20 protein-coding genes and 1 pseudogene are annotated in these 24,746 nt (G+C 66.1%); 14 read left to right on the top strand and 7 right to left on the bottom strand.

Annotated features, from left to right (window positions below):
- The first annotated feature begins 141 nt into the window (after nucleotides 1–141).
- Nucleotides 142–1,725, top strand: coding sequence for a pentapeptide repeat-containing protein (locus tag AB0C22_RS26505; RefSeq protein WP_357537702.1), 1,584 nt, complete (start codon nucleotides 142–144; stop codon nucleotides 1,723–1,725).
- A gap of 158 nt (nucleotides 1,726–1,883) precedes the next feature.
- On the opposite strand, the gene AB0C22_RS26500 is transcribed toward AB0C22_RS26505, so the two are convergent.
- A complete protein-coding gene (locus AB0C22_RS26500) occupies nucleotides 1,884–3,116 on the bottom strand; it encodes an IS701 family transposase (RefSeq protein ID WP_357537700.1) in 1,233 nt (410 codons plus the stop codon).
- A 225-nt stretch (nucleotides 3,117–3,341) separates the two neighbouring features.
- Between AB0C22_RS26500 and AB0C22_RS26495 the strand changes: the two genes are divergently transcribed.
- The gene (locus AB0C22_RS26495; protein WP_357537698.1) at nucleotides 3,342–4,172 is read left to right on the top strand and encodes an SAM-dependent methyltransferase; all 831 of its coding nucleotides are present in this window, start codon (nucleotides 3,342–3,344) and stop codon (nucleotides 4,170–4,172) included.
- Between the two features lie 47 nt (nucleotides 4,173–4,219).
- Here AB0C22_RS26495 and AB0C22_RS26490 read toward each other — a convergent pair whose 3' ends face one another.
- From AB0C22_RS26490 to AB0C22_RS26480, 3 genes are all read right to left on the bottom strand, one after another.
- Nucleotides 4,220–5,737, bottom strand: a complete 1,518-nt coding sequence (locus AB0C22_RS26490) for a hypothetical protein (RefSeq protein ID WP_357537696.1) — start codon at nucleotides 5,735–5,737, stop codon at nucleotides 4,220–4,222.
- Nucleotides 5,734–6,141 carry a hypothetical protein gene (locus tag AB0C22_RS26485; protein ID WP_357537694.1) on the bottom strand — a complete coding sequence of 136 codons (408 nt, stop codon included), beginning with the start codon at nucleotides 6,139–6,141 and terminating at the stop codon, nucleotides 5,734–5,736. Before AB0C22_RS26485 ends, AB0C22_RS26490 begins: the two co-directional genes overlap by 4 nt.
- Nucleotides 6,142–6,248: 107 nt before the next feature.
- Nucleotides 6,249–6,419: a hypothetical protein gene (locus AB0C22_RS26480; RefSeq protein ID WP_357537692.1), complete on the bottom strand. Its 171-nt coding sequence runs from the start codon at nucleotides 6,417–6,419 to the stop codon at nucleotides 6,249–6,251.
- A gap of 157 nt (nucleotides 6,420–6,576) precedes the next feature.
- On the opposite strand from AB0C22_RS26480, the gene AB0C22_RS26475 reads away from it, so the two are divergent.
- The 10 genes from AB0C22_RS26475 to AB0C22_RS26430 all read left to right on the top strand — a co-directional run bounded on the left by AB0C22_RS26475 (nucleotide 6,577) and on the right by AB0C22_RS26430 (nucleotide 15,426).
- Entirely contained in the window at nucleotides 6,577–6,735 is a 159-nt protein-coding gene (locus tag AB0C22_RS26475; protein WP_357537690.1) for a hypothetical protein, read from the top strand.
- 414 nt (nucleotides 6,736–7,149) lie between these two features.
- Nucleotides 7,150–7,632 carry a hypothetical protein gene (locus AB0C22_RS26470; protein WP_357537688.1) on the top strand — a complete coding sequence of 161 codons (483 nt, stop codon included), beginning with the start codon at nucleotides 7,150–7,152 and terminating at the stop codon, nucleotides 7,630–7,632.
- A 352-nt stretch (nucleotides 7,633–7,984) separates the two neighbouring features.
- Nucleotides 7,985–8,659: a hypothetical protein gene (locus tag AB0C22_RS26465; protein ID WP_357537686.1), complete on the top strand. Its 675-nt coding sequence runs from the start codon at nucleotides 7,985–7,987 to the stop codon at nucleotides 8,657–8,659.
- A 62-nt stretch (nucleotides 8,660–8,721) separates the two neighbouring features.
- Complete coding sequence (locus tag AB0C22_RS26460; protein WP_357537684.1) at nucleotides 8,722–9,444, top strand: tryptophan 2,3-dioxygenase family protein; 723 nt, start codon at nucleotides 8,722–8,724, stop codon at nucleotides 9,442–9,444.
- Nucleotides 9,445–9,452: 8 nt separating this feature from the next.
- Nucleotides 9,453–10,613: an aminotransferase class V-fold PLP-dependent enzyme gene (locus AB0C22_RS26455; RefSeq protein WP_357537682.1), complete on the top strand. Its 1,161-nt coding sequence runs from the start codon at nucleotides 9,453–9,455 to the stop codon at nucleotides 10,611–10,613.
- Nucleotides 10,600–11,847, top strand: coding sequence for a tryptophan 2,3-dioxygenase family protein (locus tag AB0C22_RS26450; RefSeq protein ID WP_357537680.1), 1,248 nt, complete (start codon nucleotides 10,600–10,602; stop codon nucleotides 11,845–11,847). Before AB0C22_RS26455 ends, AB0C22_RS26450 begins: the two co-directional genes overlap by 14 nt.
- A 583-nt stretch (nucleotides 11,848–12,430) precedes the next feature.
- Complete coding sequence (locus AB0C22_RS26445) at nucleotides 12,431–13,597, top strand: tyrosine-type recombinase/integrase (RefSeq protein ID WP_357537678.1); 1,167 nt, start codon at nucleotides 12,431–12,433, stop codon at nucleotides 13,595–13,597.
- A gap of 75 nt (nucleotides 13,598–13,672) precedes the next feature.
- Nucleotides 13,673–14,812, top strand: coding sequence for a hypothetical protein (locus tag AB0C22_RS26440; protein ID WP_357537676.1), 1,140 nt, complete (start codon nucleotides 13,673–13,675; stop codon nucleotides 14,810–14,812).
- A gap of 3 nt (nucleotides 14,813–14,815) precedes the next feature.
- On the top strand, nucleotides 14,816–15,148 hold the full coding sequence (locus AB0C22_RS26435; RefSeq protein WP_357537674.1) for a hypothetical protein: 333 nt from the start codon (nucleotides 14,816–14,818) through the stop codon (nucleotides 15,146–15,148).
- The gene (locus AB0C22_RS26430; RefSeq protein WP_357537672.1) at nucleotides 15,145–15,426 is read left to right on the top strand and encodes a hypothetical protein; all 282 of its coding nucleotides are present in this window, start codon (nucleotides 15,145–15,147) and stop codon (nucleotides 15,424–15,426) included. Before AB0C22_RS26435 ends, AB0C22_RS26430 begins: the two co-directional genes overlap by 4 nt.
- Before the next feature lie 122 nt (nucleotides 15,427–15,548).
- Here the strand turns inward: AB0C22_RS26430 and AB0C22_RS26425 are convergent.
- Nucleotides 15,549–16,440, bottom strand: a pseudogene (locus AB0C22_RS26425) (IS5 family transposase).
- A 243-nt stretch (nucleotides 16,441–16,683) separates the two neighbouring features.
- Nucleotides 16,684–19,944 (bottom strand): hypothetical protein, encoded by a 3,261-nt coding sequence (locus tag AB0C22_RS26420; protein ID WP_357537670.1) that lies wholly within the window; start codon nucleotides 19,942–19,944, stop codon nucleotides 16,684–16,686.
- A 325-nt stretch (nucleotides 19,945–20,269) separates the two neighbouring features.
- Between AB0C22_RS26420 and AB0C22_RS26415 the strand changes: the two genes are divergently transcribed.
- Complete coding sequence (locus AB0C22_RS26415) at nucleotides 20,270–21,052, top strand: transposase family protein (RefSeq protein WP_357537668.1); 783 nt, start codon at nucleotides 20,270–20,272, stop codon at nucleotides 21,050–21,052.
- 15 nt (nucleotides 21,053–21,067) lie between these two features.
- On the opposite strand, the gene AB0C22_RS26410 is transcribed toward AB0C22_RS26415, so the two are convergent.
- Nucleotides 21,068–21,379, bottom strand: coding sequence for a transposase (locus AB0C22_RS26410; protein WP_357537666.1), 312 nt, complete (start codon nucleotides 21,377–21,379; stop codon nucleotides 21,068–21,070).
- A 327-nt stretch (nucleotides 21,380–21,706) separates the two neighbouring features.
- Here AB0C22_RS26410 and AB0C22_RS26405 point away from each other — a divergent pair, with 327 nt between their 5' ends.
- Nucleotides 21,707–24,745 carry an NB-ARC domain-containing protein gene (locus AB0C22_RS26405; RefSeq protein ID WP_357537664.1) on the top strand — a complete coding sequence of 1,013 codons (3,039 nt, stop codon included), beginning with the start codon at nucleotides 21,707–21,709 and terminating at the stop codon, nucleotides 24,743–24,745.
- Nucleotide 24,746: the final 1 nt, after the last annotated feature.

The raw sequence follows: 24,746 nt of genomic DNA, 5'->3' as shown, positions 1-24,746 counted from the left end.
AACTCACGAGGGTAGGGCTTGGGCACAGCAACATCCTTCCAGCTCACCGTCAGGGCAAGCCATCTCAGATGTCACCTATCGGTGCAGCAGACCCACCTGTCAACTTTGCGGATTTGCGTTGTACGGGCACGATTCCGCAGTGTGACGAGACGGTTGAGTGTCGCTTTGATGTCGGTCGGCGGGTTGGTTCTGCTGTCGGTCGCGCTGGTATTGGTTCCCCACTCCTGGTGGGGTGTCCTGGCTTCCGGGTGGCCGGTGCTGGTGCCGGTGGCGGGAGGCTTGGCAACACTGGTCGCGGGGGTGCTGCTGTGGCAGCGGGGCGGCGTGCATCATGAGGTATCTGCCGCGCCGACGCCGCCGAATCGGCAGGTCCGCCCCCTGCCGTCGTGGGTAATCCCAGTTGGGGTGGCCCTGGTGGGAACGGTTACCTGGGCGGCGGTTACCTGGTTGCAGGACTCGGTGCCGGCGGTGGGTGACGGGGTGCAGCGGGCGCAGTTGCGGGTGGAGTCCATTCGTACGGGCTTGACCATCGGCGCGGCGGTGACCGGCGCGTTCGCGCTGCTGCTGGCGTTCCGCCGGCAGCAGTTGGCCGAGCGTACCCAGCAGGCCACCGAGTACGACGCCGGGGAGAAACGCGTCACCGAGCTGTACGTCAAGGCTGCCGACCAGCTCGGCTCGGACAAAGCCCCGGTCCGTCTCGCCGGCCTGTACGCCCTGGAACGCCTCGCCCACGACAATCCGATCCACCGGCAGAGCATCGTCGAGGTGATCTGCGCTTACCTGCGAATGCCCTACACCCCACCCGACGACCAGCCCACCCCGCCATCACCTCCGGACTGGGCCACTCCGGTGGTCGCCACCGGTGACAGCGACAAACCGGCCGTGGACCCTCGGGAAGAACGCCAGGTTCGCCTCGCCGCCCAACGCATCCTCGCCCGCCACCTACGACCAACAACCCCAGAAGGACAATTCCACCCCCTCTACTGGGGGCCGAAGATGATCCTCGACCTTACCGAAGCCGTCCTTATCGACCTCGACCTCACCGGCTGCCACATCCACAACGCCACCTTCACCAAGGCCCACTTCAGCGGCGGCGCTTGGTTCGGCGAGGTGACGTTTAGCGGCGGTGCCTGGTTCGACAAGGCGACCTTCAGCGGCGATTCCCGGTTCGACAAGGCGACGTTCAGCGGCGATGCCTGGTTCGACAAGGCGACGTTCCGCAGCGGTGCCTGGTTCGGTGAGGCGACGTTTAGCGGCGGTGCCTGGTTCGACAAGGCGACGTTCAGCAGCAGCTCCCGGTTCGACAAGGCGACATTCGGCAGCGGTGCCTGGTTCGGCGAGGTGACGTTCGGCGGTGATGCCTGGTTCGGCGAGGTGACGTTCGGCGGCGGTGCTCGGTTCGGTGAGGCGACGTTCGGCGGTGATGCCTGGTTCGGCGAGGTGACGTTCGGCGGCGGTGCTCGGTTCGGTGAGGCGACGTTCGGCGGTGATGCCTGGTTCGGCGAGGTGACGTTCGGCGGCGGTGCTCGGTTCGGTGAGGCGACGTTCAGCGGCGATGCCCGGTTCGACAGGGCGACGTTCGGCGGCGGCACTTGGTTCGACAAGGTGGCATTCTGCGGCGACGCCTGGTTCGACAGGGCGACGTTCAGCAGCACCGCGAGCTTTGACGGGGCGACCCTCGGCGGGGCGAGGTACGACGGGCCGGAGCCGATTGTTGCCGAATAGCATTGCCCGAATTGGCCTGTACGGGATCAGGGCGCGGCCAGCTGCCCGGCCGGGCCGGACACTGCCGTTGCCGAAGCTCGTTGACGAGCCTCCGGCGGCGGGTTGCCGAACGGATCTGAGGACCTCACCAGAGTGCCTGATCGACTAGTACTCCAACGTCATTTAGCTTGTCTGCGCTGGTAGTGGGATCGGCGGGCGCGGGCTTGGGATGTTCGTCGCCAGAGCGACCAGTGCAGGGTGTGCTCTGGCGGGAGCGATGTGGCGAGGACGAAGGCGTTGATGAGTCGGCGGATCTCGGCGACGGTCAACGCGATGATCTTCGGGTCGGTGTGGGGCTGTTGGGCTGCGAGGATGGTCAGGACGGCCAGGGAGAGCATGGCCAGGGTGATGAATCGGTGCCAGCCGGTCCAGCTGCGGACTTGGTAGTGGTCCAGGCCGACCTGGCCTTTGCCGGTTTGGAACAGCTCCTCGATGTTCCAACGGGAGCCGGCGACGGTCACGAGGGTGTGCAGCGGCACTGGGCGGGGTGACCAGCACAGGTAGAAGGCCAGCTCGCCGGTGGTGCGGTTGCGGCGGATGAGCAGCCACCGGTGCTCACCAGGGTGGGCGGCGGTGGTGATCCAGGCCCACAGGTAGTCGCGGGGACCTTTCGCGCCCGGCCCGCAGCTGTGGGGCTGCCATTCGCGGGTGGGTATCCGCTCGGCGAGGTCGTCGACGCGGATGAGGGTGCGGCCATCGTTGACCGCCACGCGTCGGTCGCACCCGACTGCGAGGGCGTAACCGATCCCACAGTGTTCGAGGTCAGCGCGTAGGCCGGGGTCGGCGCCGTAGACCTCGTCGCCGGTCACCCACGCGAACGGGATTTCGGCGTGCAGGGCGGCGGCGATCATCTGCCGGGCCAGGGCCGGCTTCGTGGCGAACCCGACCTGGCCGGGGACGCCGGCGGCGGTGAGACGCTCAGGTCGGTCGCACCACGTCGTCTCGGGTAGGTAGAGCCGGCGGTCGATCATCGCCCGTCCGAGAGGTGAGACGTAGGCGAGGAACACCCCGACCTGGCTGTTCTCGATGCGGCCGGCGGTGCCGGTGTACTGCCGCTGCACCCCGACCGAGCACAGGCCCTTCTTCAGGAAGCCGGTCTCGTCGCAGGCCAGCACCGCGTCGGGATGGCCGAGCTGCTCGATCAGCCAGGCCCGAACGTCATCACGGACGGCGTCGGCGTCCCACACCGCGGTGCGCAGCAGCCGCTGCATCGCCTGCGGATCAGCGTGACCCGCCCGTTCCGCAAGCGACCAGCAGGTCTTTCGTTCCACACCCGACAGCAGTCCTTCCACGAACTGCCCGGCGGTCCGACGGGGCTCCGCCCGCACGAACCGGTCAGCGACACGCGTCACCGCCTCGTCCAGGATGACCCGCCACCCAGCGGGGTTTACGCTGTGGCACGCGGCCACCGCACGATCTTCGGTTGTCTTCACAAACCATCGATGATCAACGCGGTGGCCGTCTTCATGACCGCGCCACGCCCAACGCCGAAGCCAAGTGACGTTGGAGTACTAGGCTGCCTGTCTTCAATGGACGTCGCCGATGCGTGGCGGCGCATCCACGTAACGGGGTGAGCAGTGACAGACCAGAAGCACGAGGCAGATGGCACTGGCGGGGGACGAGCCACCGTCGCCCGGATCTATGACTACCTCCTCGGCGGCAAGCAGAACTTCCCCGCCGACCGTGAGGCCGCCCGGCAGCTCCTCCAGGTCGTGCCGGACGCCGCCAACGTGGCCCTGTCGAACCGCCTGTTTCTGCGGCGTGTGGTCCGAGTGCTCGCGGAGGCGGGCATCACGCAGTTCCTCGACCTCGGCTCCGGCATCCCCACCCAGGGCAACGTCCACGAGATCGCCCAGGCCATCAATCCCGCCACCAGAGTGCTCTACGTCGACATCGACCCGGTGGCGGTCGTCGCCTCCAACGAGATCCTCATGGGCAATCCGGGGTGCCGGGCCATCGAGGGGGACTTCACCCGTCCCGAACACATCCTCCGTGCCCTCGACGACACCGACCTCGCCACGGTGATCGATCTCGACGAGCCCACAGCCCTGCTGTACTGCTCCGTCCTGCAACAGGTCCCCGACGACCGGATCGACGCCGTCATCGCGCCGATCCGTGACCGGCTCGTCCCCGGCAGCGCCATGGTCATCTCACACCTGAGCGCGACGGTGACCGAGGCATACGGCGCGAACGGCGTCGCGAAGGCCCAGAACGTCTACCGCACCCAGGCCGCCACCGAGATCATCCCCCGTACCGGCGACCAGCTCACCGCCCTGTTCGGGGACCTCACCCTGCTGCCGCCCGGCCTGGTGTCGCTCACCCACTGGCGCGCGGAACTCAGCGAACCAGACCCGTACGCCGTCGCCGGGACCAGCTCCCCGATGCTCGGCGGCGTGGCCACCCGCTGACGCTGAGAGCTGGCCTGGATCCGGGGTGCCGGGCCAACAGCACCTTCCTACGGGCTGAGGCCCTCCACGTCCTGACCCGATCCGAAACCCGGTGACTCGTTGCGCTGGTGCGCATGAGCCACTTGCCGATGATCTTCTGACCGCTGCGCCTGGAGGGGATTGCGGGACGGTGGGGCAGGCAGGCCCTGTTGGCGGGTGGAGGCGGAGGGGACCAGGCTGGCTGAGGGGCGATGCTGGGCGCGCAGGGTGCGGTTCGTCGTGTTCTGCGGGTCGTACTCATGGATTCCCGGCAGGACCGTGATGCCGGCCTCTCGCGCGATTCTGCTGGCGCTGCGCCGTAGCTGGCTGGTGGCGCTGAGAACCTGGACTCCTCGGGGGCTGCCGGTGGTGGCTCTGATCCATCGTGACCGTGCGGTGATTGAACTGGCTTCGCTGAGCCGGTGGGGCTCGAGAAGGTCGCCGCGATGCAGGGCTGCCCTGGCCGCGCGATGAACCAGGGTGACGAAGTCCGGCAGCCTCCCGGCGAGTTCGCGGCCGAGCCTTTCCCAGCTACCGGCGTCGACGGTGGCCCGGAGCTCACGGGGATCTCGCCAGCCGCCATCAGGTCGTAGTCGGTCACGGAGCCAGAGTTCGGCGGCAGCGAGCACGGCCGGTCCCACCCCCGGCCCGGCGGTGGTGAGGCTCTGCAGGTGGGTGGTTGCCCGTGCCGCGAGACGCCACCCTGCGGCGAGAGAACCGATGGCACCGGAGGGTGTGTCGCGGCCGGTCGCCTGGGTGAGCAGGTAACCGGTCTCGTAGGTCAGCGCCAGACTGGTCCGGGTGAGCGTCCTGAGGTCCACGGCGGTGAGATCGTGTTGATGTTGCACAAGCCAGGTGCGGGTGACGTCCAGGGCGGTGACGCAGTCGGTGGGGGAACCGATGCTGGTCCATCGGCCGGCGTAGTCGGTGAGCGGCGGCGGTTCAAGATGACGCAGCGGGCTCTGCTCGGACGGTCGAGCCGCCACGGCGCGAACAGCCGGATAAAGAACGGCGCGAGCGGTGCGCGAATCCTGGAGTGCCGTGCGGACGACGTCCTGCTGGCTGCCGTCGACGTATCCGGCCGCCAGCCACCGGGCGAGTGGACGATCAACCTCGCCGGCGGCGCGGGCGAGCCGGGCAAGGTGTGTGAGGTTCTCCGACCGGTCGACTCCGGCGAGGATCGCATAGCCGTCGGATGACCGGGGACGCCCGCTTGACGGGTCGAACTGGCTGTCCACGATCTCGCCGGCAGCACGGACTGCGTCGGCAGCTTGGCGCAACGCCACGGCGGCGGGATGGTGGGACGGTGGCGGCAACGGAAGATCGGACGTGGTGTTCTCGGTGGCGCGTCCGAGCAGCCGATCGAACTCCTGGTCGCTCCCGCCGGCGAAGCGTGCCACCTGCCGCTGAAGTGCCCGGTAGAGGTGGGTGCGGGCAATGGCCGCTGCGGCGTGGTCGGTGATCCTGCCCGCCTCGGGCTGGCGGAGCGCGAGCTGCGCGGTGGCGAGCGCGGTCGCCGCTTGGGCGAGGTGGCGACCGTAGGTCATGGCAGTTCTCGTAGGGCGCGGTCCAGGTGCTGTGTGACCGCGGCCCAGGCCAGTCGCCGCCATGGCGGACCGTCGTGGCGGCCGGCGGCGGTGGCGTAGAGAGCGGAGAGGCTGGTGAGCAGCATCCGGAGCGGTTCGTGGACGGCATTTGTGGCGTCCCCTGCCAGGTCTGGCACGTCGATGTCGGGAGGTAGCTCGTCGGGCAGGCCCTCGACGAGCCGGTCGATGCCCTCGGCGATACTCAGGCTGGTGAAGGTCCACCGGTCCTGACCGGTCGTCGCCTCGTCGGAAGCGACGTCTGCCGTGCGATGGGCGAGAAGAAGTGCCGCACGTGCCTCGATCCCGTCGGGATCCGAGTCCAGCGAGATAGCCCGGTGTGCCGTGCGAAGAGCGTCCTCGATCATGGTGCTCAGCCTGCCTCGTCTCCAGCGAGTGGATCGGTCAATCGGGCATCGGCTGTGGACGGCGGGCAGCTATCCACAGGCGGCTCTCCAAGCCGAAGCGGTCCAGCTCAGTCCCTCTGTCGCCAGAAGTCGCGCAGCGGCTCCCACGAGGAGCCCAGGCCATCGGTCCAGTAGGCCAGGAACACCCCGGCGACAGGTTCGAGGGGGTCGGCGTACCAGATGGCAGCGACTACCTGACCAGCCTGTTGCCCGGTCGGGACGGTGTACGCGTACTCCACGTAGTTCGTACTGCGGACGTCACCCGCTGCTTCCCGGTCTGGGGCTGAGCCGGCATCGGGCGTCAACCGCGATGCCGATTCGGCCTGTTGCCGGTAGCGAGCCAGCGCACGATCGCGGTCGGCGATGCTGCGGTAGGAGATCCAGTAGGTGGTGACGATGCCTGCTGGGCAGCGGGTGCGGCTCGCCTCGCCCGCGCCGGGTCGCGGGCCGCCGCTGCTGCTGTCGGCGGTGCAGTCACCGACCCGGCTCAACCAGGGCTCGGCGAACTCGCCGGCCGCCTGGTCCTGGAACCGGGCCCGGTTGGCGGCAGCCTGACGCTGCCCGAACGCCTTACCGGCCGTGGCGGCGTGGTCTGCACTCGAAGATGTCGGAGCGGGTGACGCCCGGCCGGGCGCTGAATCGCTCGGCCAGGCGACTCTGAAGAGCGCAGCACCAGCGGCGAGCACCGCAATCGCCGCCAGCGCAGGACCGAGGGAGGCCAAGCGAAGCCGTAGCCCCGGCCTCGTCGGAACCCGCTCAGCGTCGGGTGAACGCTCGGCAGGAGTGGACGACCTCGGGGGTACGGGTGCAACGGCAGGTGCCCCGCCGGGCGGCACAGCCGGCACATCGCCGCGTGCGATCGGCCATATCGCCTGGCCGGGGCGCTGCGTCGTCACTGGAAAACTCCTCTCGGGCCTCAGCCCCGGCCCATCCTCGGGTCAGCTGGGGCGCCGCCGTGCGTTGCGCACCATGACGACGCCGACGAGGATCGCCGCAGATCCCGCGACCAGCAGAGGCAGGAGACTGTCGCCGGTCACCGGCAGCCCCACCTTCGAGTGGCCGGAGCCGCTGTCGCCGGTCGTGGAATCGGTGACGCTTCCCGGTCCAGTTGACGACGGCCTGGGCGACGGTGTCGGCCGGTGGGACGGCGGCCTTGTCGACGGCGTACCCGGGGCAGGGGGTGGCGGCGCGGTGGTGGGTTCCGGATCGGGCGGTGCGGTCGTCGGCTCCGGCTCGGGATTCGGGGTGGTCGGCTCGGGCTCCGCCGACGTCGTGGGCTCCGGCTCGGGCGGATCGGTGTCGGCCGTGGGCCGGTGCGGCACCGCGGTGAAGGTTCGCCCTGGGTCCGCCACCGGGGTCGGGTCCGCCCCTGCCGGTGGCACTCCGACGACAACGGCCGCGGTGGCGCTGGATGCCGACAGCGCCAGAAACCGTAGGACGGTGGTGGGATAGCGGTGCACGAGTAGTCCTCCCCGCGATGTATGGAAGTCGACCGCAATGGAGCGGATCCATTTCGCCGACGTGATTCGCGGCGACGCTAGCGGCCCTCCCGATCCCGCGCTACAGGTCCGATCCCGAATGCCGTGTCAAGCATCCTCATCAGACCAGCTCAAAGGCGATCTGAGGTGGTCGGTGGAAGTCCGGGGATGCGGCTAGATGTGGTTGTACATGTAGACGGGCCGCTTCTCCTGGTGCGTAATTGACCGAGCCGAGTGCGGTGCCGGTGAAGGCAAGTGCGGACTTACGGCTCGCTGAAACCGTTCACCCGAGAATCTCTACTACTCCCCGGATTGGTGTTCACGCCATGCGTAAGCCGTTCCACCTGTTTCCCCAGCGCTACTCCACGATGACCAGCGCACGGCCGAGGACACATCGACGCCTGAGAGCCCTGGCTGCGGCAGCCGGATGCGCTGCCCTGGCGTTCACGGTGGGCTGCTCCCACCCGGCAGACAGCCCGGACGCAGGCGCTGAGCCGCCCCGTGACTCGGCGGCAGCCACGATCAGCACCGCACCACCGACACCCGCAGCGACCTACCGACAGTCCGGCAAGCTGTGCGCAGCGCTGGACCTCAGCCCTGCTGTGGAGCTGTTCGGGCCCGCCGGTCTGCAGCAGGACGACTTGCGGCGCTCCAAGGGAAGCGTCCACCTGCAGTGCACCATCACCGTCGGCGACCTGCCCGATGGCGCGATCCTGCTGGTGCAGGCCGACATCGGCGAACCCGATTCCGGACGCACGATGTACGAAGGACTGCGCCAGGCCCAGCGAGACCTCGGACCCATCTCCGAGATGGCCGACCTCGGCTCGGGCGCCTACAGCTACGTCGACGAGCTGACCGGCACCAACGTCGTGACCTACGACGCCAACCTCTACCTAACGGTCACCGCCAGCCCGCTGCGCCTCGGCACCACGCTGCCAGCCGATCTGCCGTCGCGACTGACCGGCATCGCCGTCTCCGCGATGCGGGGCCTACGCGCCTGACCAACGTCGCCCGGGGAGTCACCCCACCAACCTGCGTCGATCACCACAACGGGAGACCGATCGTGCCCACCAACACGCTTCCAGCCGTACTGCCCGGCAACGGAACCACCGACTACGCCCGCTACCTGCGCACCGACGAACTACTCGCCCTGCAACGCACCCCAGCCCAATGGGTCCACCCCGACGAACTCCTGTTCCAGATCGTCCACCAGAGCAGCGAACTCTGGCTCAAACTGGCCCGCGTACATCTGGCGCGAGCACGGGACCACATCACCACCGACGAACCCAGCGCGGCCGAGATGCTACTGCAGCGGGCAACGCTGAGCCTGCACCTGATCACCGAGCAGCTGCGCATGCTGCGCCACCTGCACCCCGGACAGTTCGCCCTCATCCGTACCGTACTGGGCAACGGGTCCGGCTTCGAATCACCCGGCTGGCAGGACGTGCGAACAGCGACCACCGAACTCGACATCGCGTTCAGCCGCCTCCTGGCATCGCTGGAAACCACCGCCCTGGCCGTGTACCAGGGGCAGCCGGCGAATCCGCTCCATCGACTCGCCGAAGCCCTAGTCGGACTGGACGAGCAGATCGCGCTGTGGCGCACCGAGCACTACAGCATCGCCACCCGACTCATCGGTCACGGCGTCCTCGGCACCCGCAACACCCCCGTCGACAGCCTCGCCAAACTGATCTCACACCGTCGGTTCCCCACCCTGTGGGAGGCACGAACAGCGCTCACCGAGACCAGCGCGCGAGGCCGCGCCGCCCACCGGGCCCACCCATGACCACCACGATGACCCGACCACCGACCGCGCTCCGCAGTCGGCTGCCCGAACTGGCACACACCGTGCACCTGGCCGCCTGCAGCATCAGCCCACGCAGCCTCGACCTGGACAACGCTCTGGCGACCATGCTCGACGACCTTGCCCGCCCCGGATTCTGGACCGCCTGCGAAGAAAAGGTGCTTCAGGCACGACAACGCTTCGCCGCCCTGATCGGCGCCGACGTCGACCAGATCGCCGTCGTACCGAACGTCCGCAGCGCGGCGCACCAGGCCATCAGCGGCAGGCGCTGGCGATGGAAACGGACGCTGCTGAGCAGCACCGCCGAATTCCCGGGCGTCGCTCACGCCTGGCTCGCCGCCCAGCAGCGCGGTGCCCGGGTGCACTGGTGCGGCACGGACACCGGCGAGGTCACCACCGCTGACTACCTGCACGGCATCACCTCCCGGACCGCCCTGGTGTCGGTGCCCGCTGTGACCTACCGCGACGGGATCCGCCTGGACGTCGCGCGGATAGCCGAGGCCGCGCACGCCGCCGGCGCGAACGTCTTCGTCGACGACTACCAGGCCGCCGGCGTACTGCCCGTGAACGTCGATGCCATGGGCTGCGACTACCTCGCCGGCGGCACCGGAAAGTACCTCCTGGGGTTACCCGGCATGGCCTTCCTCTACGTACGCCACCCTTGCCGCCAACCCGCGTCCACCCTCACTGGCTGGCTCGGCCGAGTACACCCATCCACCATCAGCCCGGACTTCCCGCCGCACGCGAGCCGGTTGGGGACCGGCACCCCGGCCGCTGCTGCGGCCTACGCCGCCGTCGCCGGAATGTCGCTGATCGCCGACCTCGACCTCGACGCGGTACGCCAACAGACCCAGCGGCTACTCACCCACGCGACCGACCGCCTCGAACAGATGGGGGAGACCGTACGGGTGCCCGCCGAACCCGACGAGCGCGGCGCACACCTGGCCCTGATGGAACCGCACGCCGAGAACCTGGGAACTTGGCTCGGACGCCGAGGTATCACCGTGGCGCCACGTGGCAACGTCGTCCGCATCGCCGTACACGCCTACTCGACCGTCGACGACATCAACGCGCTCTGCGAAGCGATCGGGACCTACCGGACCCGCTTCACTCCCCGAGCGCATGCCGGGGACTGCGATGACCAGTCCTGAACCCCTGCAACGGTGGCTGTTCCAGCGTCGACCCGCCGCCGCGCAGTTCCCGTACGCCGCCGTCGTCGACGCGTACCAGCGCCACGGCAAACACCTGATCCCTGACCAGTGGACCGAGCTGCTCACCGCCACACGGAATCGCCTGCCGGAAGTGCGAGGCATCCGGCACAGCCCTCTTGCCGCCTTCCTGACCAATGCCCTCGACAAGACCGACGGCCGGTACGACTACCGCACCTATCTGAGCTTGAACCTGCTGCCACTCGCCGCCATCGACGGCGCTCCGGCGTCAGCCGCCAGGCTCCTGGCCCGCCGCGACCGACTCCACGTCCAGCTGCTGACCGACGTCATCCGCTTCGAGTTGCGCGCCATCGACGGCGCGACCGCGCCCCTGCCGCAGCTGCGTCCAGAGTCCCGACTCGTGACCAAACGGATCCGCCACGCCCTCCGTGCAGCCCAGCCGGCGCTGCACCGGCTGAGACTCATCGAGGAGACGCCCTACGGTGACCATCGAGAGGTTGCCCAGAAGGTACTGGCCGCTGTCGACCTCGACCTGGCGACCGAGGAGCAACTCGTACTCACCCTCAGCATGCTGCCGGTCTGGACCGTCCACGACGAGTGGATGTTCATCCGCATCCTGCAGACCTTCGAAGCGACCTTCGCGCTGCTGGCGGTGGACCTGCACGCGATCATCGCAGCCGTGGACGCCGGACGTCCGCAGCAGGCGGCTGCTCGGCTGTCGGCAGCGGCGACGCTACTGCGCGAGAGCGCTCCGCTCTGGTCGCTGATGGCGACGTTGCAACCCGAGGCATTCCAACGGTTTCGCCCCTACACCGAAGGGGCCAGCGCGATCCAGTCACGCAACTACAAGCTGGTGGAGGCCCTGTGCCGTAGGCCCAGCGCCGATCGGCTCGACTCATCCGCTTACCTGTCCGTACCCGAGGTCCGTGACCGCATCATCGACGGGCAACCCGGCCTTGACGACGCACTGGCCGCCGCGCAGTACTGCAACCGCACCGCGGGCACATCGGCGCTGGCGGTCGCGATGAAGGAGTTCGCCGGCGCGCTGCACCAGTGGCGGCACACCCACTACCGACTCGCCGTACGAATGCTGGGCAGCGGGGAGGCTGGTACCGGGTACACGGAAGGAACTCCCTATCTCGCGCGGATCCGTGATCAACCTATCTTCGAGGCACGTTGCCACCCCCTTGCGAAGGGGATGGCCATGGAGAACTGACGTTGAGAAGCGGCGAGGATCGCCCCGAAACGCAGAGTGAGTCCAGACGGGTAGATAGTTCGAGCGGCGGGCGATGCAAGCTCGTGTGAGAAGCCGACGCCGGTCCGGACCAGAGATTCAGCATCTGATGGGGGTGGGGGCATGGCAGTTAGGGGAGGGGGAGAGCACCCTCCTATGTCAGGTCGATGTAATTGTGGCCAGGGGATTTCGAGGCACGGATTGCCGCTTCCGCAGTTCGGGCAGAAGCCGCAGCCGGAGATGGCGATCGGCGCCATCACGCCGCTAGACGTCAACGGCCGTCTGGCCGACCGGGCACCTCTGCGAGCGCTCGGTTGGACGGCGGGTGACGCTTGGACCCTCAAGTATCGGAACGGGGTGGTTGTGGTGGAGAGACGGCGCGGTGGGCGGTGGAGGCTCACGCGCCAAGGCCACCTGCTGCTGCCGGTCCCGATGCGGCGACGCTGTTGTTTGGCCGCTGGCGACCGCGTTCTCGTCTTGGCGTACCCCGACCGTGATTCGTTGCTGGTGTTCACGATGGGGGTACTGGAGGCGATTGTTGCCCGGCACGCCGACGAGCAGCGACGTGGTGGGTGAGATGGGCCGGCGGGGGACCGAGGGTGAAGATCTTCGGACGGCGCGCATCCTCCTCGCTCGGTTAGGGGTGACCCCCGAGCAGTTGGTCACGGCGACAAGCGAGATCAAAGGGATGCCTACCTTCGACGAGTACATCGGTCGGGTCTCGGAAGCCGTGTCAGCGGGCACCCGTCGCGTCTACGGCACCTATTGGAGGCGGGTACAAGACGTCTGGGGTGGCAGGCGGCTGGACGAAGTAAGCCCACTCGACATCAGGCAGCTCGCCGAGCGGATGAAGGAACAGCGGGTGGTGCGGAGGAACTCGCGTGGCGGTCGGACGGCCGCTGAACACCTGATCTCTTCGCTCAGGTGCCTCTACCACCATGCGGTGGCCGACGGCATCATCGCTGAGAGCGGCAATCCCGCCAAGCGGGTGCCAAAGCCACGACGACTATCCAGCACGCGTCGTGCCCTGTCGGAGAGCCAGCTTGCCTCGATCAGCGAGACCGCAGCCTGCACGGGAAACGACCCCGAGCTGGACACTCTCCTGCTTCGGCTGCACATCGAGACCGCTTGCAGGCGTGGCGGCGGCCTCGCACTGCGTCGAGCAAACCTTGATACCGAGCAGTGCATGATCCAACTACGCGAGAAGGGAGAGGTGCGGTGGCAGCCGATCTCCCCGACGCTGGCTCATCGTCTCGCTCAGCATGTCGAGGACCGACCAGATGTTGAACCGAATGCCCGGCTGCTCAGATATCGCACGGGCAGGCCTATCACCAGCCGCCGCTACGACCATCTGTGGCAGCGCCTCGGACGGCATCTGTCCTGGGTGGATACTCAGCAGATCAGCACGCATTGGTTACGCCACACGACCCTGACCTGGGTAGAGCGAAACTTCGGATACGCGGTAGCGCGCGCATATGCAGGCCACAACGGCAGAGCCGATGCGGGTACGACGAGCACGTACGTGCGAGCAGACGTCTACGAGGTTGCCCGGGCGCTTTCGCTGTTGACCGGTGAGCAGCACCCGCTGCTGTCGGTCTCAGCAACCACCGCCACCCCGCCGTGGCTGTCTTTCAGTGACATGGAGTCCGCCGGAGACAGTCTCGATGATGCCCGTCGAGGGCGTCCCGAGCCCGACTCGGCGAGCTACCCGATCGACGAATCGAACCTCTGATGCGGCGCATCGTGCCAGTGGGTTACCGGGGGCCAAGAGACCATTGACGCTTCTGATCACGATCCAGTACGGTGCGTGTTCGCGAAAAAGCCGAGCGTTCATCGGGGGAACATGAGCGGCTTCTCCGCAGACCCGGTCGGTCTGGACGGGCTGTACAACGTCCTGCACCGGGCGTCCGGCGATGTCTATGACATCCTCGGCTACGTCGAGCGGCACTGTGGCCTCAGCTTTGGTGACGAAGGTCTGCTCGTTATCCTCGCCAGCCCGCACAAGTTGGTCTACGACCGGATGACGCAGGGTCTGCACCGGTTGCAGGCGGTTGCCCAGGGTGCTGCCACTCAGGTCAACCTGGCTCAGCGTGCCTACACCAGCGCGGATGCGGAATCGGCAGGCCGGCTCGACCGGACCTACCCGGGCGCGAAGGACCCGGCCGTGATGTGGTCGACCCTCAGCACCGGTCGTCCCGACCTCTGGCCCACCGTGCCCCGTCCTGCGTTCGCCGATGTAGCGGAGCCGACCAACAAGCTGGTGTCGCCCAACTACGCGACTGCGGTAGAGATGTGGAAGATCAACCCGCTTGCGGATCTGATCAGCCCCGCCGCCTGGTTGCGTCAGGTGAGCGTATGGCTGTTCGGGTACGACCCCTTCGAGGACTGGAGCAAGCAGCTCAGCGGTGACTGGGATGCCTACGTCCACTGCGCTGCGGCGTGGCGGATCATCGGTGATGCGCTGTTCGACGTGGGCCGGAACCTGGTCGCGACCGCGGGGGATGTGCCGAAGGTATGGCGTGGCAATGCCGCCGAGGCCGAGCAGGAGTTCCAGCTCAAGCTCGGCACTGCCGCCATGGCCCTGCACCCGATCTGTGACCAGTACGCCGAGCTCTACACCAAGGCCGCCGAGGCTGCCAAGCAACTCTTCGACGTGGTCAGCGGGTTGACCGCCAAGCTGATCGATGTCCTGGTCGTCATCAATCTAGCCTCGGCCGTGGGCACCGCGACGATCGAGACAGGGGTGGGGCCGGTCGTCGGCTACGGCGTGGCCGCCTACTACGCCTGGCAGGCGTACGACCTCTACGACGAGATCTCCACCTTCTACGGCAACGCCGAGGCCACCTTCAAGGGCATCGCCGGCACAATTGGCATGATTCAGGCCGGAGCCGCCGTCGCCGCGCTCCCCGACCTGAAGCCCTACCACCACCCCGGACAGCAGGGATAGGCCATGACCGACGAAGTCCACCGTCGAGCCCTGGCCCGGGTAGTCCTCACGGCGGTCGCCAAGAGCCGCGGCAACGACGACCCGCTGGGCTCCCTGGCCGGCGCCGTCCTGCGCGGCGAGGCAGACCTGCGCATGGCTCTCGGGGTCTCCTGGCACGGCCGGGCCCTGGAAGATGCCTTCACAGTCTCGCTGGCAGAGCGCGATGCCATGAGCGCCGACGAGCGGGCCGAGTGGCAGCAGCAAGCGCAGCGTCTCCGTGACGCGGGCCCGGCGGTGACCGTCGACGTCGATCCCTGGGACGGCAGCACCGGCGATGGCAGGGAGGAGCGGCGGTGAACGCGGGCACACGGTGGAAGCTGGCCGTCCCGCTCATTGGCCTGAGCCTGCTGATGACGGTCCCCGCTGTTTGGGGCACCTGGGTGTTCTGGTCCGAGTTTGGCAACACGTACCGGGCGCTCAGCATTGTCATCTGCCTGGTGCTGCTGGCAAAGCTCGGGTTGGCGGTCTCGATCGGCGTACGACCGGCCCCGGACGTGCCGTGGCTACGGGTCGGACTGATCGCCCTCGCGTTCCTCCTGGCATGCGGAGTTGCCGCAGTAAGAAGATCGGTCTGACCTCGACCGCACTGCGACCATTTGCGCTCTGTCGGCCCGATCTCGCGCTAGACCACCAATTGAACCATCCCCCTAGGATGATTTACGCGGTATGCCTGAGTGCGTGCTTGAGATGTGGTTGGTTAGGTCTGGTTGAAGGTGCGGCGGGCTTGTCGGTGTGCGGGTTGGCCGCGGGTGATGCGGCGGGTCATGCCGGTGATGGCGGCCCAGCGGATGAGGGCTGCGGAGATGCAGGGGTGGCGTTCGTAGTCGCGGGCCAGTCGGCGGCAGGCGGTGAGCCAGGCCAGGATGCATTCGGCGACCCAGCGCCGGGGGTGGACGGCGAAGCCGCGTTGGTCGGCGGGTTTTCGAACGATCTCCAGGGTGGTGCGCAGGGTGTCGCGGGTCCAGTCGACCAGCCGTCCGGTGAAGCCCTGGTCGGCGTAGACATGCCGGATCGGGGTGAGCATGTAGGCGCTGAGCAGGGCGGTCTTCGCGCCGTCGCGGTGCTGCCAGCTCGCGGCGAGCACGGTGACGGTGACCAGCAGGCCGAGGGTGTCGGTGACGATGAACCGTTTGCGGCCGTTGATCTTCTTCCCTGCGTCGTAGCCTCGGGTGTCCCGGCCGACGGTGTCGGCGCCCTTCACACTCTGGGAGTCGATGATCCCCGCCGACGGCTGCGGCGTACGGCCTTGCTGCACCCGTGCCTTGATCCGCAGCGTGGTCAGGAGTTCCTCGGTCACGCCGGCTCTTCCCACCGGGTGAAGTACCAGTACACCGTCTGCCACGGCGGCAGACCCGCCGGCAGGTACCGCCACGGACACCCCGACCGCACCACGTACAGGATGGCGTGTTGACGATCTCCCGCCGGGGGTGCTTCTCCCGCCTACCGTCCGTGTTCGGCTCCGGTAACAACGGCTCGATCAGCGCCCACTGAGCGTCAGTCAGGCCGCAGGGGTAGTCACGGCGCACAGACACCGCGCCAGCCTGCCCGCCCCACCGCCGGATGTCATGCCGCCATGCCGTCCACAACAGACCCTTCCGAACACGCTCAAAAGCGATCCCGCGTTGGAGAAGTGTGCGCTGACGTACTCGATCCGGGCGAGCTTGACGCTCCGGTTCGGGTCGGTGGGATTCCTACCAGGTCTTGGTCTGCGGGGAGGTGATGGAGTGCCGTTGCAGAACCTGCCGCAACCGCTCCCGGCCTATCTAAACGGACCGGGCGGCGTGAACCCGCAGCTGATCGGTGAGCTTGCGGATGCTCTAGCGGGTGAATGGTCACCCCATTTCCTTAGGGCGGGTGGTGGCCGTCTCGACGCTGAACTGCTCGTCGTCAGGGCTGATCTGGTCGGGACGGTTACCCGCCGCCGAGGGCCCAAGCCGGCCATCCGGGTCGAACGATTGGCGGGGATACCTCTCGCTAGCGAGGACGTCGCGAAGATTCTCGACGAGATACCAATGGTCGAGCTCCCTCGGTCCCTCTCCGAAAACACCGACGATGTCTGGGACCATCGGCATCAGTTCCCGGTAGAAAATCTCCAGCTCGGGGTGGTCGAGCAGGAGGAGCGGGGAAGCGGCGACCACGGCGGCACTTAGGAGGACGATCCTTGCCATGTGGGGACCCGGACGCTCGCCGTGCCGGATGTACCGCTCCAGTAGATGCACGACGGCTCTCATCAGCGACCTGAGGTGCGCATCCGAGAGTGACGTGGTCTTCCTCGCCGCTAGCAGCGCGATGAGGTGCACGGTCTGTTCGTCGAGCCCGGAGCGGCCGTCCATTTCGTCGGTAACGTCGCAAATGCCGCCTAGATTGCCGTTTTGGTGCAGCAGGGCGTGGAGAATCGCCCCGCGCAGCTCGTGTTCGTCCCGTCTTAGGAAAGGGGTTGCACTGCCTAGTGCAGCGGAGGCGGCCAGGTAGGAACCCAGCGTGTCACCGACGAGGGCTTCCTCGTCTGCGGGCAGCAGCCCGTGCAGAGCGTAAGAGTGCCGGCGGGAGTGAACCTCCCTTCCGTTCGCCTCCAGCGTGCCTACCATGGATCGCCAGCCCTCTCCATACAGACCGCCCTGCCACAGGCGGACGGTCGTCCGGAACCACTGGTGCTCGAACTCCGCCGGCGGGATGCCGGGGCAGTTCTCGGCGAGGAGGACCCGGACCAGGGTGAGATTGGCGAGGTAGGACGCGAGGGCTGTGACGTGGTTGACCCGACCGCTGACATAGGGACGGCCGCCCTGCAGGATGGGCCGGTACGGGGCCTCACGCAGCAACTCGTCGACGAACGCCCGAATCCGGGCGGCGGTTGTGGCGTCGAGGCCTGCCAGGATCTCTCCCAGGAAGAGCAGGATTGGACGGGCGAGGGACAGCGGGCGGTGTGAGAGCAATGGCCGGAGAATGCTGTCGTCCAGGCGGGGGATCGCAGAGTATTCCTGGTGGTCTGACCGGTGGCGATCGGCGGCTTGCTTGATCAGTCGGACGACGTACCGTGCGATGAGGTATTCCCCGAAGGTGGCATGCAGGAACTCGTAGGAGCGGTCCCCATCGTTTCTAGCCCGTTCCAGGGCAGCGGTGTGTACGAAGAAGAACCGCTGAACCGTCTCCTCCGCGAGCATTCTCCACTCTTTGCGATCCGGGCGGCTATTACCTGGGTCAAGGAGCGACGACAGGTCGTCGATCAGGTCGTCCTGTCGGATGAACTGCCGACCCCGGTTGTAGATGCCGAAGGCGACGATCGCCAGGCGCCACATCTGCTCCTGGATCTTGGCTTGAACCGTGTCACCATCCACGCTGTATGGCAGTTTGCTCAGCTCTCTCCGGATGTAGGTTTCGAGCAGTTGCTTGTAGAGGCCGGTGCGGGACAGGTTCGCCTCCTGCTGAGCGGCGAACGACGGGTCCGCCAAGTACATCGCTAGCATCACCAGCAGCAGTGGCTGGGTAGCAAGCTGCGCATGCTGTAGGACTGCTTCCGGTGCCACCGGCCGGGCGCGTCCCGTGTCGATCGCTGCCCGGTTGTCATGGTTCCAGTACCCGAGCCAGTCGCTCACCTGCTCGTGACTGAAGTCCTCGATCCTGATCAGTACCGAGCCCTCCGGGATGTTCACCCAGTCCGCGACGAGAGTGCGCGAGGTGACGACGGCCACCACTGGATGGCCCTGCGCGGCCTCGACCTGCTGGAAGTAGGCGGTATCCTCCAGATAGCTACCGCGTCGCTGGGACGTGGCCTGCAGCAGCTCATCCAATCCGTCCAGCAGCACCACCCGAGTCATATCGCGGCTTGCCTCAACTAGACCCGGCCAGCTCGATACGCGGCTGTTCGTGGCGGAGCTCAGCGCGAGTTCGATCTGCCGATGGACGAGCGCGTCGGGATCCACCTGTCGCAGCGGGACCACGACGGTGGTGAAACTCTCGGTCGGCAGCCGGGCAGCGAGTACGCGCGTGAGCAGCGATTTACCCGCTCCCGGGTGCCCAAGTACAACGAGGGGCAATTCGGTGCTCTCCGGGCTGATGAAGTACCGGGCGAGGAAGGCCTCAAGGTCCGTCCCGAGAGGTGCTTGGCCCCACCAGTCCTCGTCCGAGGGTCGCGCGGACTCCGAATGAATGGCCCAACGGTAGTGCGGTGTGACGTAGGCAGCATTGATGCTGGGAAAAGTCAGGGTCTTCGCGTGGGTAACCAGGCGGCCGGGTGCGATCGACTGGCCCAGGATCATCCGGTTGGCGTGTGCGAGTTGCTCCCGCATTTCGTGGCCGTGCCGAGTGGAGGTGGGTCGGATCTGGTCGAGAAGCCGCTCCAACCGTGCGAGCGCGCGCTCTTTCACTATGAGGGCGCCACGGATTTCGTCGGAGACGTCGCTTAGCTTCCGGTGGATGGAGGAGGTCTCGTTGAGAGTCGCCCACATCTGGAACTCGGGAACCTGGCTGCTGATGGTGATGTATGAGCTACGGTAGCGCTGCACTGCGGACCTGGCGAGCTGGTCAACGGAGACGTGGGGACGATATCTCCCCCACGCGGCCAGGCCCTCGCAGAACGCCAGCAGTTTGGTGGTCAACTGATTCAGGTACGGAGTGAGGTACTCCTCTACGGTCTGCTCGAATCCCACCGTGGTCGACGGACACGGCACCCGCCCGTCGTAGAGGGTCCGGTAGGCGTCGTCGGCGAGGTCACGACCGCCGACCGTCAGACTTTGCTTGTCGGCCTCGCCGATCTCTAGCGCCGCATAGCTATTCGTCCCGATGGCGGCTCGCAGGCTCTCGAAGGCGGCGTCCACGACGATGACCGTGTGCGAGGCGATCAGGAGGCGCTGACGGTCTAGGCCCGACTTCTCGACAATGCGGGCGGTAGCGGTGCTTCTGAGTTGCCCGAGTAGACGCACGGCCTCGTTCTTCTGGTCTACCAGTCCCCACAGCGCCGCCGTCGCCGCTCCCGGTAGACCGGACGCTAGGATTACGCAACCGAGCGCGGCGTCCAGCGCGGTCAGGGATGAGCTGTCTTCGGCACCGAGGATTTTCAGGGCGCCCCGGTATGTGAACTCGATCCGGCGGATCATGACGTCTCCTGCGCGATGGGATGGCAGACTCGCGGCCTCCGAGTCTCCCAGACGGACGCCGTAGTACGGCCGGGCCAGATAGAACGTTTCCGTGTGCCGATGTCCGTTGGGTAGCGTGGTCGGATGCCGGACCCAACCGAGGGCACCTTCACCACGACGCCTGGTACGCCGAAGACTGATCTGGCGGGGACGGCCACCCGTACATGGAGCCTTTTCCAAGCTGGTCTTGCAGGGCGGGTGCAACGAGCCCGGAGTTCGATAGGGCGAGGCTCCAGGTAAGACAGCAGTCGACCAAGATCCGATGCCCCGACCGGGAGCCTCACCTGTGCTGTCTTACCCTTCCATGATCCCGCTGTCCGGCCGCACCCTGAACCACCTCACTGACCTCATCCGAGCGCACCGCACTCAGCACCGGTCCCAATGGCGGCGCCTCGAACCGGGCCGGCAGGCGCTGCTCGCCCTGGCCTACCTGCGTAACGGCGACACCTACACCCGGCTCGCCGCCGGGTCCGCCGTCGGCGTCGCTACCGCCTGGCGGTACGTGCAGGAGATCATCGTGCTGCTCACGGCAGCCGCCGAGGACCTGGCCGCGGCGATGCGGCGCATCCGCCACCTGGCGAACGCAATCCTGGACGGCACGCTCATTCCGATCGACCGGGTGGCAGACCAGAAGCCGTACTACCCCGGCAAGCACAAGCGCCATGGCGTGAACGTCCAGGTCATCACCGATGCCGCCGGCCGGCTTGTGTGGACCTCACCGGCACTGGCGGGCTCGGCGCACGACCTCACCGCCGCCCGCATCCACGGCAACATCGACGCGCTGACCAACGCTGACATGATGACCTTCGCCGACAAGGGCTACCAGGCCGCCAGGGGCAGCGTCCGTACCCCGTTCAAGCGGCGCCGCTTCCGGCCGAAGCTGCCAACCCGGCAGAAGACGATCAACCGAACGCACGCGAAGATCCGCGCTCGTGGCGAACGAGCCATCGCCACCCTCAAGACCTGGAAGATCCTGACCAAGCTGCGCTGCTGTCCACGCCGCACCACCGCGATCGTGCAGGCCATCCCCGTCCTGCACCACGCCGAAACCAACCGCTACGCAGGATGAAAAGGGCTGTGAACCTCATGACCGTCGCCGGGTCGGGTCGCGCTCCGCCGCGAAATACGCGCCCGCGGCCACCAGGATCTCGTTCGCCCGTCGCAGTTCGGTGATTTCCCTGCGCAGCCGGCGGTTCTCCTCGGCCATCTCACTGGTCGGCCGGTCGTGACGCTCGTCGGCGTCAGCCGCGGCCTGGCGGATCCAGTTCCTGAGCGCCTCGTGATGCAAGCCGAGCTGCTCGGCCAGACGCAGGACCACCGGCTTCGGGTCCGACTCGCGGTACAAACGCACCGCGCGCTGACGTAGCTCATCGGGGTACTTCTTCGGTGTAGCCACGGACTACTTCCTCCCCACGGCCATCAGACCATGGTCAAGAAGCTCCATGAAAGCGGGGTGACTCACGATCACCTATCAACACACGCGTTGCCCTGACGGTACCATCGCCCGCTACGGTTATCGAAGGCGTGCCCGAAGGGACTCGAACGCCTAACCTCCTGATCCGTAGGCGGGGGCGGTGACGACGAGGGCGAGGCAGCCGCCGGGGCACAGTAGCCGCGGGTAGGCAGTGGTTGCCGCGTAGTACTAAGGTGTTTGGACTGGGTAACCATGGTCGACCGCCCTTAAGGCGGTCACACTACTGATCCGTCGCTTTGGGAGGTTCGGGTGGGTAGGCGGCGCTGGATCAGGTCAGGCATTGCGTTCATGCTACCAATCGCAGTTCTGCTCGTCGCCAACCTGTCAGGCTTCGCCATCAATATTCTCTCGTCCGGCGACAAGCAATTGCCCAATGTCTTGGATTTCATTGTTCAAGAGCCGTTGATCTCCATTGCCGCATTGACGATCGCGGGTTCGCTCCTCGCTGTCGTCTCCGTGCGGTCCCAGGGGCCGGCGGTCGAAGGGCAGAGTGACCCGTCACCACCTGCGATGCCCGCCCCCCCTGGATGGGTGGTCGGGCGCCCGAAAGAAGTGGAAGAGATTGTGTGGGGCCTCACTCGAAGCGATGGTCGCGCAGTTGGAATTACGACTGCGCTCCACGGAGCCGGAGGTTTCGGTAAGACCACTCTGGCCACGGTGGTCTGTTCGGACAGGCGAATAAAGAAACGGTTCAAGAATCGCATTTATCAGATAACGTTAGGGCGCGACCTCCGCTCATCAGAAGCAATCGCTGGGCGAGTGAATGACGTCATTCACTTGATCACAGGTGAGAGAACGACTTATGCCGATCCGAGGCTTGCAGGACAGCACCTCGGCAGGGCCTTAGATGCTCGCCCAAACATGCTGCTTCTCATTGACGATGTCTGGAACGATGACCAGGTTGCTCCCTTCCTTGTAAGCGGATCAAAGTGTGCACGACTGATCACCACACGCCTGCCAGCCGTTCTTCCGTCGCAGGCGATCGCCATCAGGGTCGACCAGATGTCTCCAGAGCAAGCTCGCCAGCTTCTGACATGGGAGCTTCCTCCTATGGAGCCGAGGACCTTGCGCGGGTTGCTGTCGGCAACGGGGCGCTGGCCGTTACTTCTTCGGTTGGTAAACCGTGTACTCGCAGATGAGTTGACCCATCGTCGGGATCCATCGGAAGCCGCTGCCGAGGTTCTACGTCTCCTGCAAGATGGCGGGCCTGCTCAGGTTGACCTCATTGCCGGGGATGTCGTGGAACTTGACTTGAACGTTCCTGAGCAGCGATCAAGAGCAGTGCGCGCGACGATCGAGGCGAGCACTAAACTCCTTACTAAAGATGGTGCTCGACGATTAGCAGAGTTGAGCATATTTGCCGAGGATGAAGTGGTCCCGATTGAAGTCATTGGTAAATTGTGGGCCAGTACGGCAGGGCTCTCGGCGCTTCAGACGCGATCGCTATGTCGCCGTATGATGAACTTGGCGCTTCTAAATGTGGCTTCTCAAGGCGACGATGCGCTTTCCATGCACGATGTTGTGCGGGATTTTCTTCGTGCGGAGTTGGGTGCATCGGAGCTGCGGGCACTTAATGGGAAGTTCGTAGACGCAATTGCCGAAGGACTTCCCCTCGTCAGCCCGCCTGGTGAAGGCGCTTCGCAGACGCAGTGGTGGGATCTCGGTAATCGGGACCACTATTTGTGGGAGCACATAATTAGCCACCTTATAGCAGCTAACCGAATGGCCGACGCAGCCGCAATAGCCACTAACCTTCGGTGGGTTGGAGAACGACTCATGCGCTTCGGGTCAGCCGCGCCGTACAGTGACTTATCGTTCATCGATTCGAAGCATGCGAGCCAACTTCGCGCAGATTTAGCTCGTGCGTCGCATCTCTTGCAACCTACTGATCCCCGAGAAGCGTTAGTCGATGTTCTCCACAGCAGGCTCGGCGATAGCTCTGGCTGGAGAATGCAAGTCCAATCTCTCCGCCATGCTCTCAATCGACCCCGCCTCGTGAACGCGTTATCCCTGCCGGACCTCCCGCATCCGGCGATGCGACGGACACTCGTCGATCATGTTGGAGCCGTGTTGGGAGTGGTGACTTCGTCGGATGGCGACTGGTTTGTGACGGCTGGTGAAGATGGAAAGGTTCGCCTATGGGATAGCTCATCGGGCCAGGCGAAAGTTCTCTTCAACGGAGAGGCGCGCTCGATATCCACCGTTTCGGTAGCAGCTAGCGGAATGTGGATAGCTATTGCCGGATCAGATAGCGTGCAACTGCGCGATGTGGAAGGTGGTCAACTTCTGGCACAACTTCGAGCACAACCAGGCGCTTTTGCGCTCGTCGCCTGCTCTCCTGATAGCCGATGGCTCCTGACGGCTGGGAGCCACCCGGAAGCACTCGTATGGGACGCCACGCAAGGGAGTCTTATCCACAAACTGTCAGGCCATGCTGCCACAGTTAGCGCAATAGCGGTTTCGCCCGACGGATCGTGGGTGGCAACAAGCAGTGGCTGCACGGCCCGCATTTGGGACGCACGAGATGGAAGTCTCGTTACTACCCTGAGCGCCCACCGAGGCGAGGTCACCTGCTTAGCCTTTTCGGCCGACGGGAGGTTATTTGCGAGCGGTGGGCGGGCCGAGGCTGTCAAAGTTTGGCACACGCGGTCCTGGGAATCCCATCTCAGCCTTTCTCCGCACTCGGGCTGGGTAACGATGATCAGATTTGCCGCGGACGGAACATGGATCGCGACTGCCGATCAGGAGCACGTGAGATTGTGGGACCTTACGAATAAAGGTAAGAAGGTTTCCTTAGAGAAGGCTGACAGTAGGGCGGTTGCCCTTCACTCGTCTTCTGATTCTCGCTTTCTAGCAGCAGCGGGACAGGATGCGGTGATACGGGTATGGGACACGAAGAAGCGGAACCTTTTAGCTAGCCTCCAGGGCCATTCAGACGACATAACAGCAGTTCGGTTTGCCCCCGATGCCACGTGGATGGTGTCGGCTAGCCGCGATGGCACTGTTCGCACCTGGGATATGGAAGCTGCCGAAGAACGGGCGCCAATCGCTGCCGAGGCGGGCCTCGCGACCATCAGTCCCGCGCCAGGGGAGATGTGGGTTGTCACCACAGGTCAACATGGCGGCGCTCAAATTTGGGATGTCTCCAGCGGTCGGAGCCTTGGCACCATCATTCACGAAAAGGAGTTGCCAGGAGACAGGCTGAAGGCGGCTAAACTTCGCCCGGCCGGGCCAACCCGGGATGCGGTTGTAGTCAATGGCATGATTGCCACAATTGGGCGAGGGTAAA

Origin of the sequence: Micromonospora sp. NPDC048894 (assembly GCF_040649765.1) — a bacterium.
Taxonomy (GTDB): Bacteria; Actinomycetota; Actinomycetes; order Mycobacteriales; family Micromonosporaceae; genus Micromonospora; species Micromonospora antibiotica.
The sequence above is the reverse complement of the archived record's forward strand: the minus strand, read 5'-3'. Positions and strand labels throughout refer to the sequence as shown.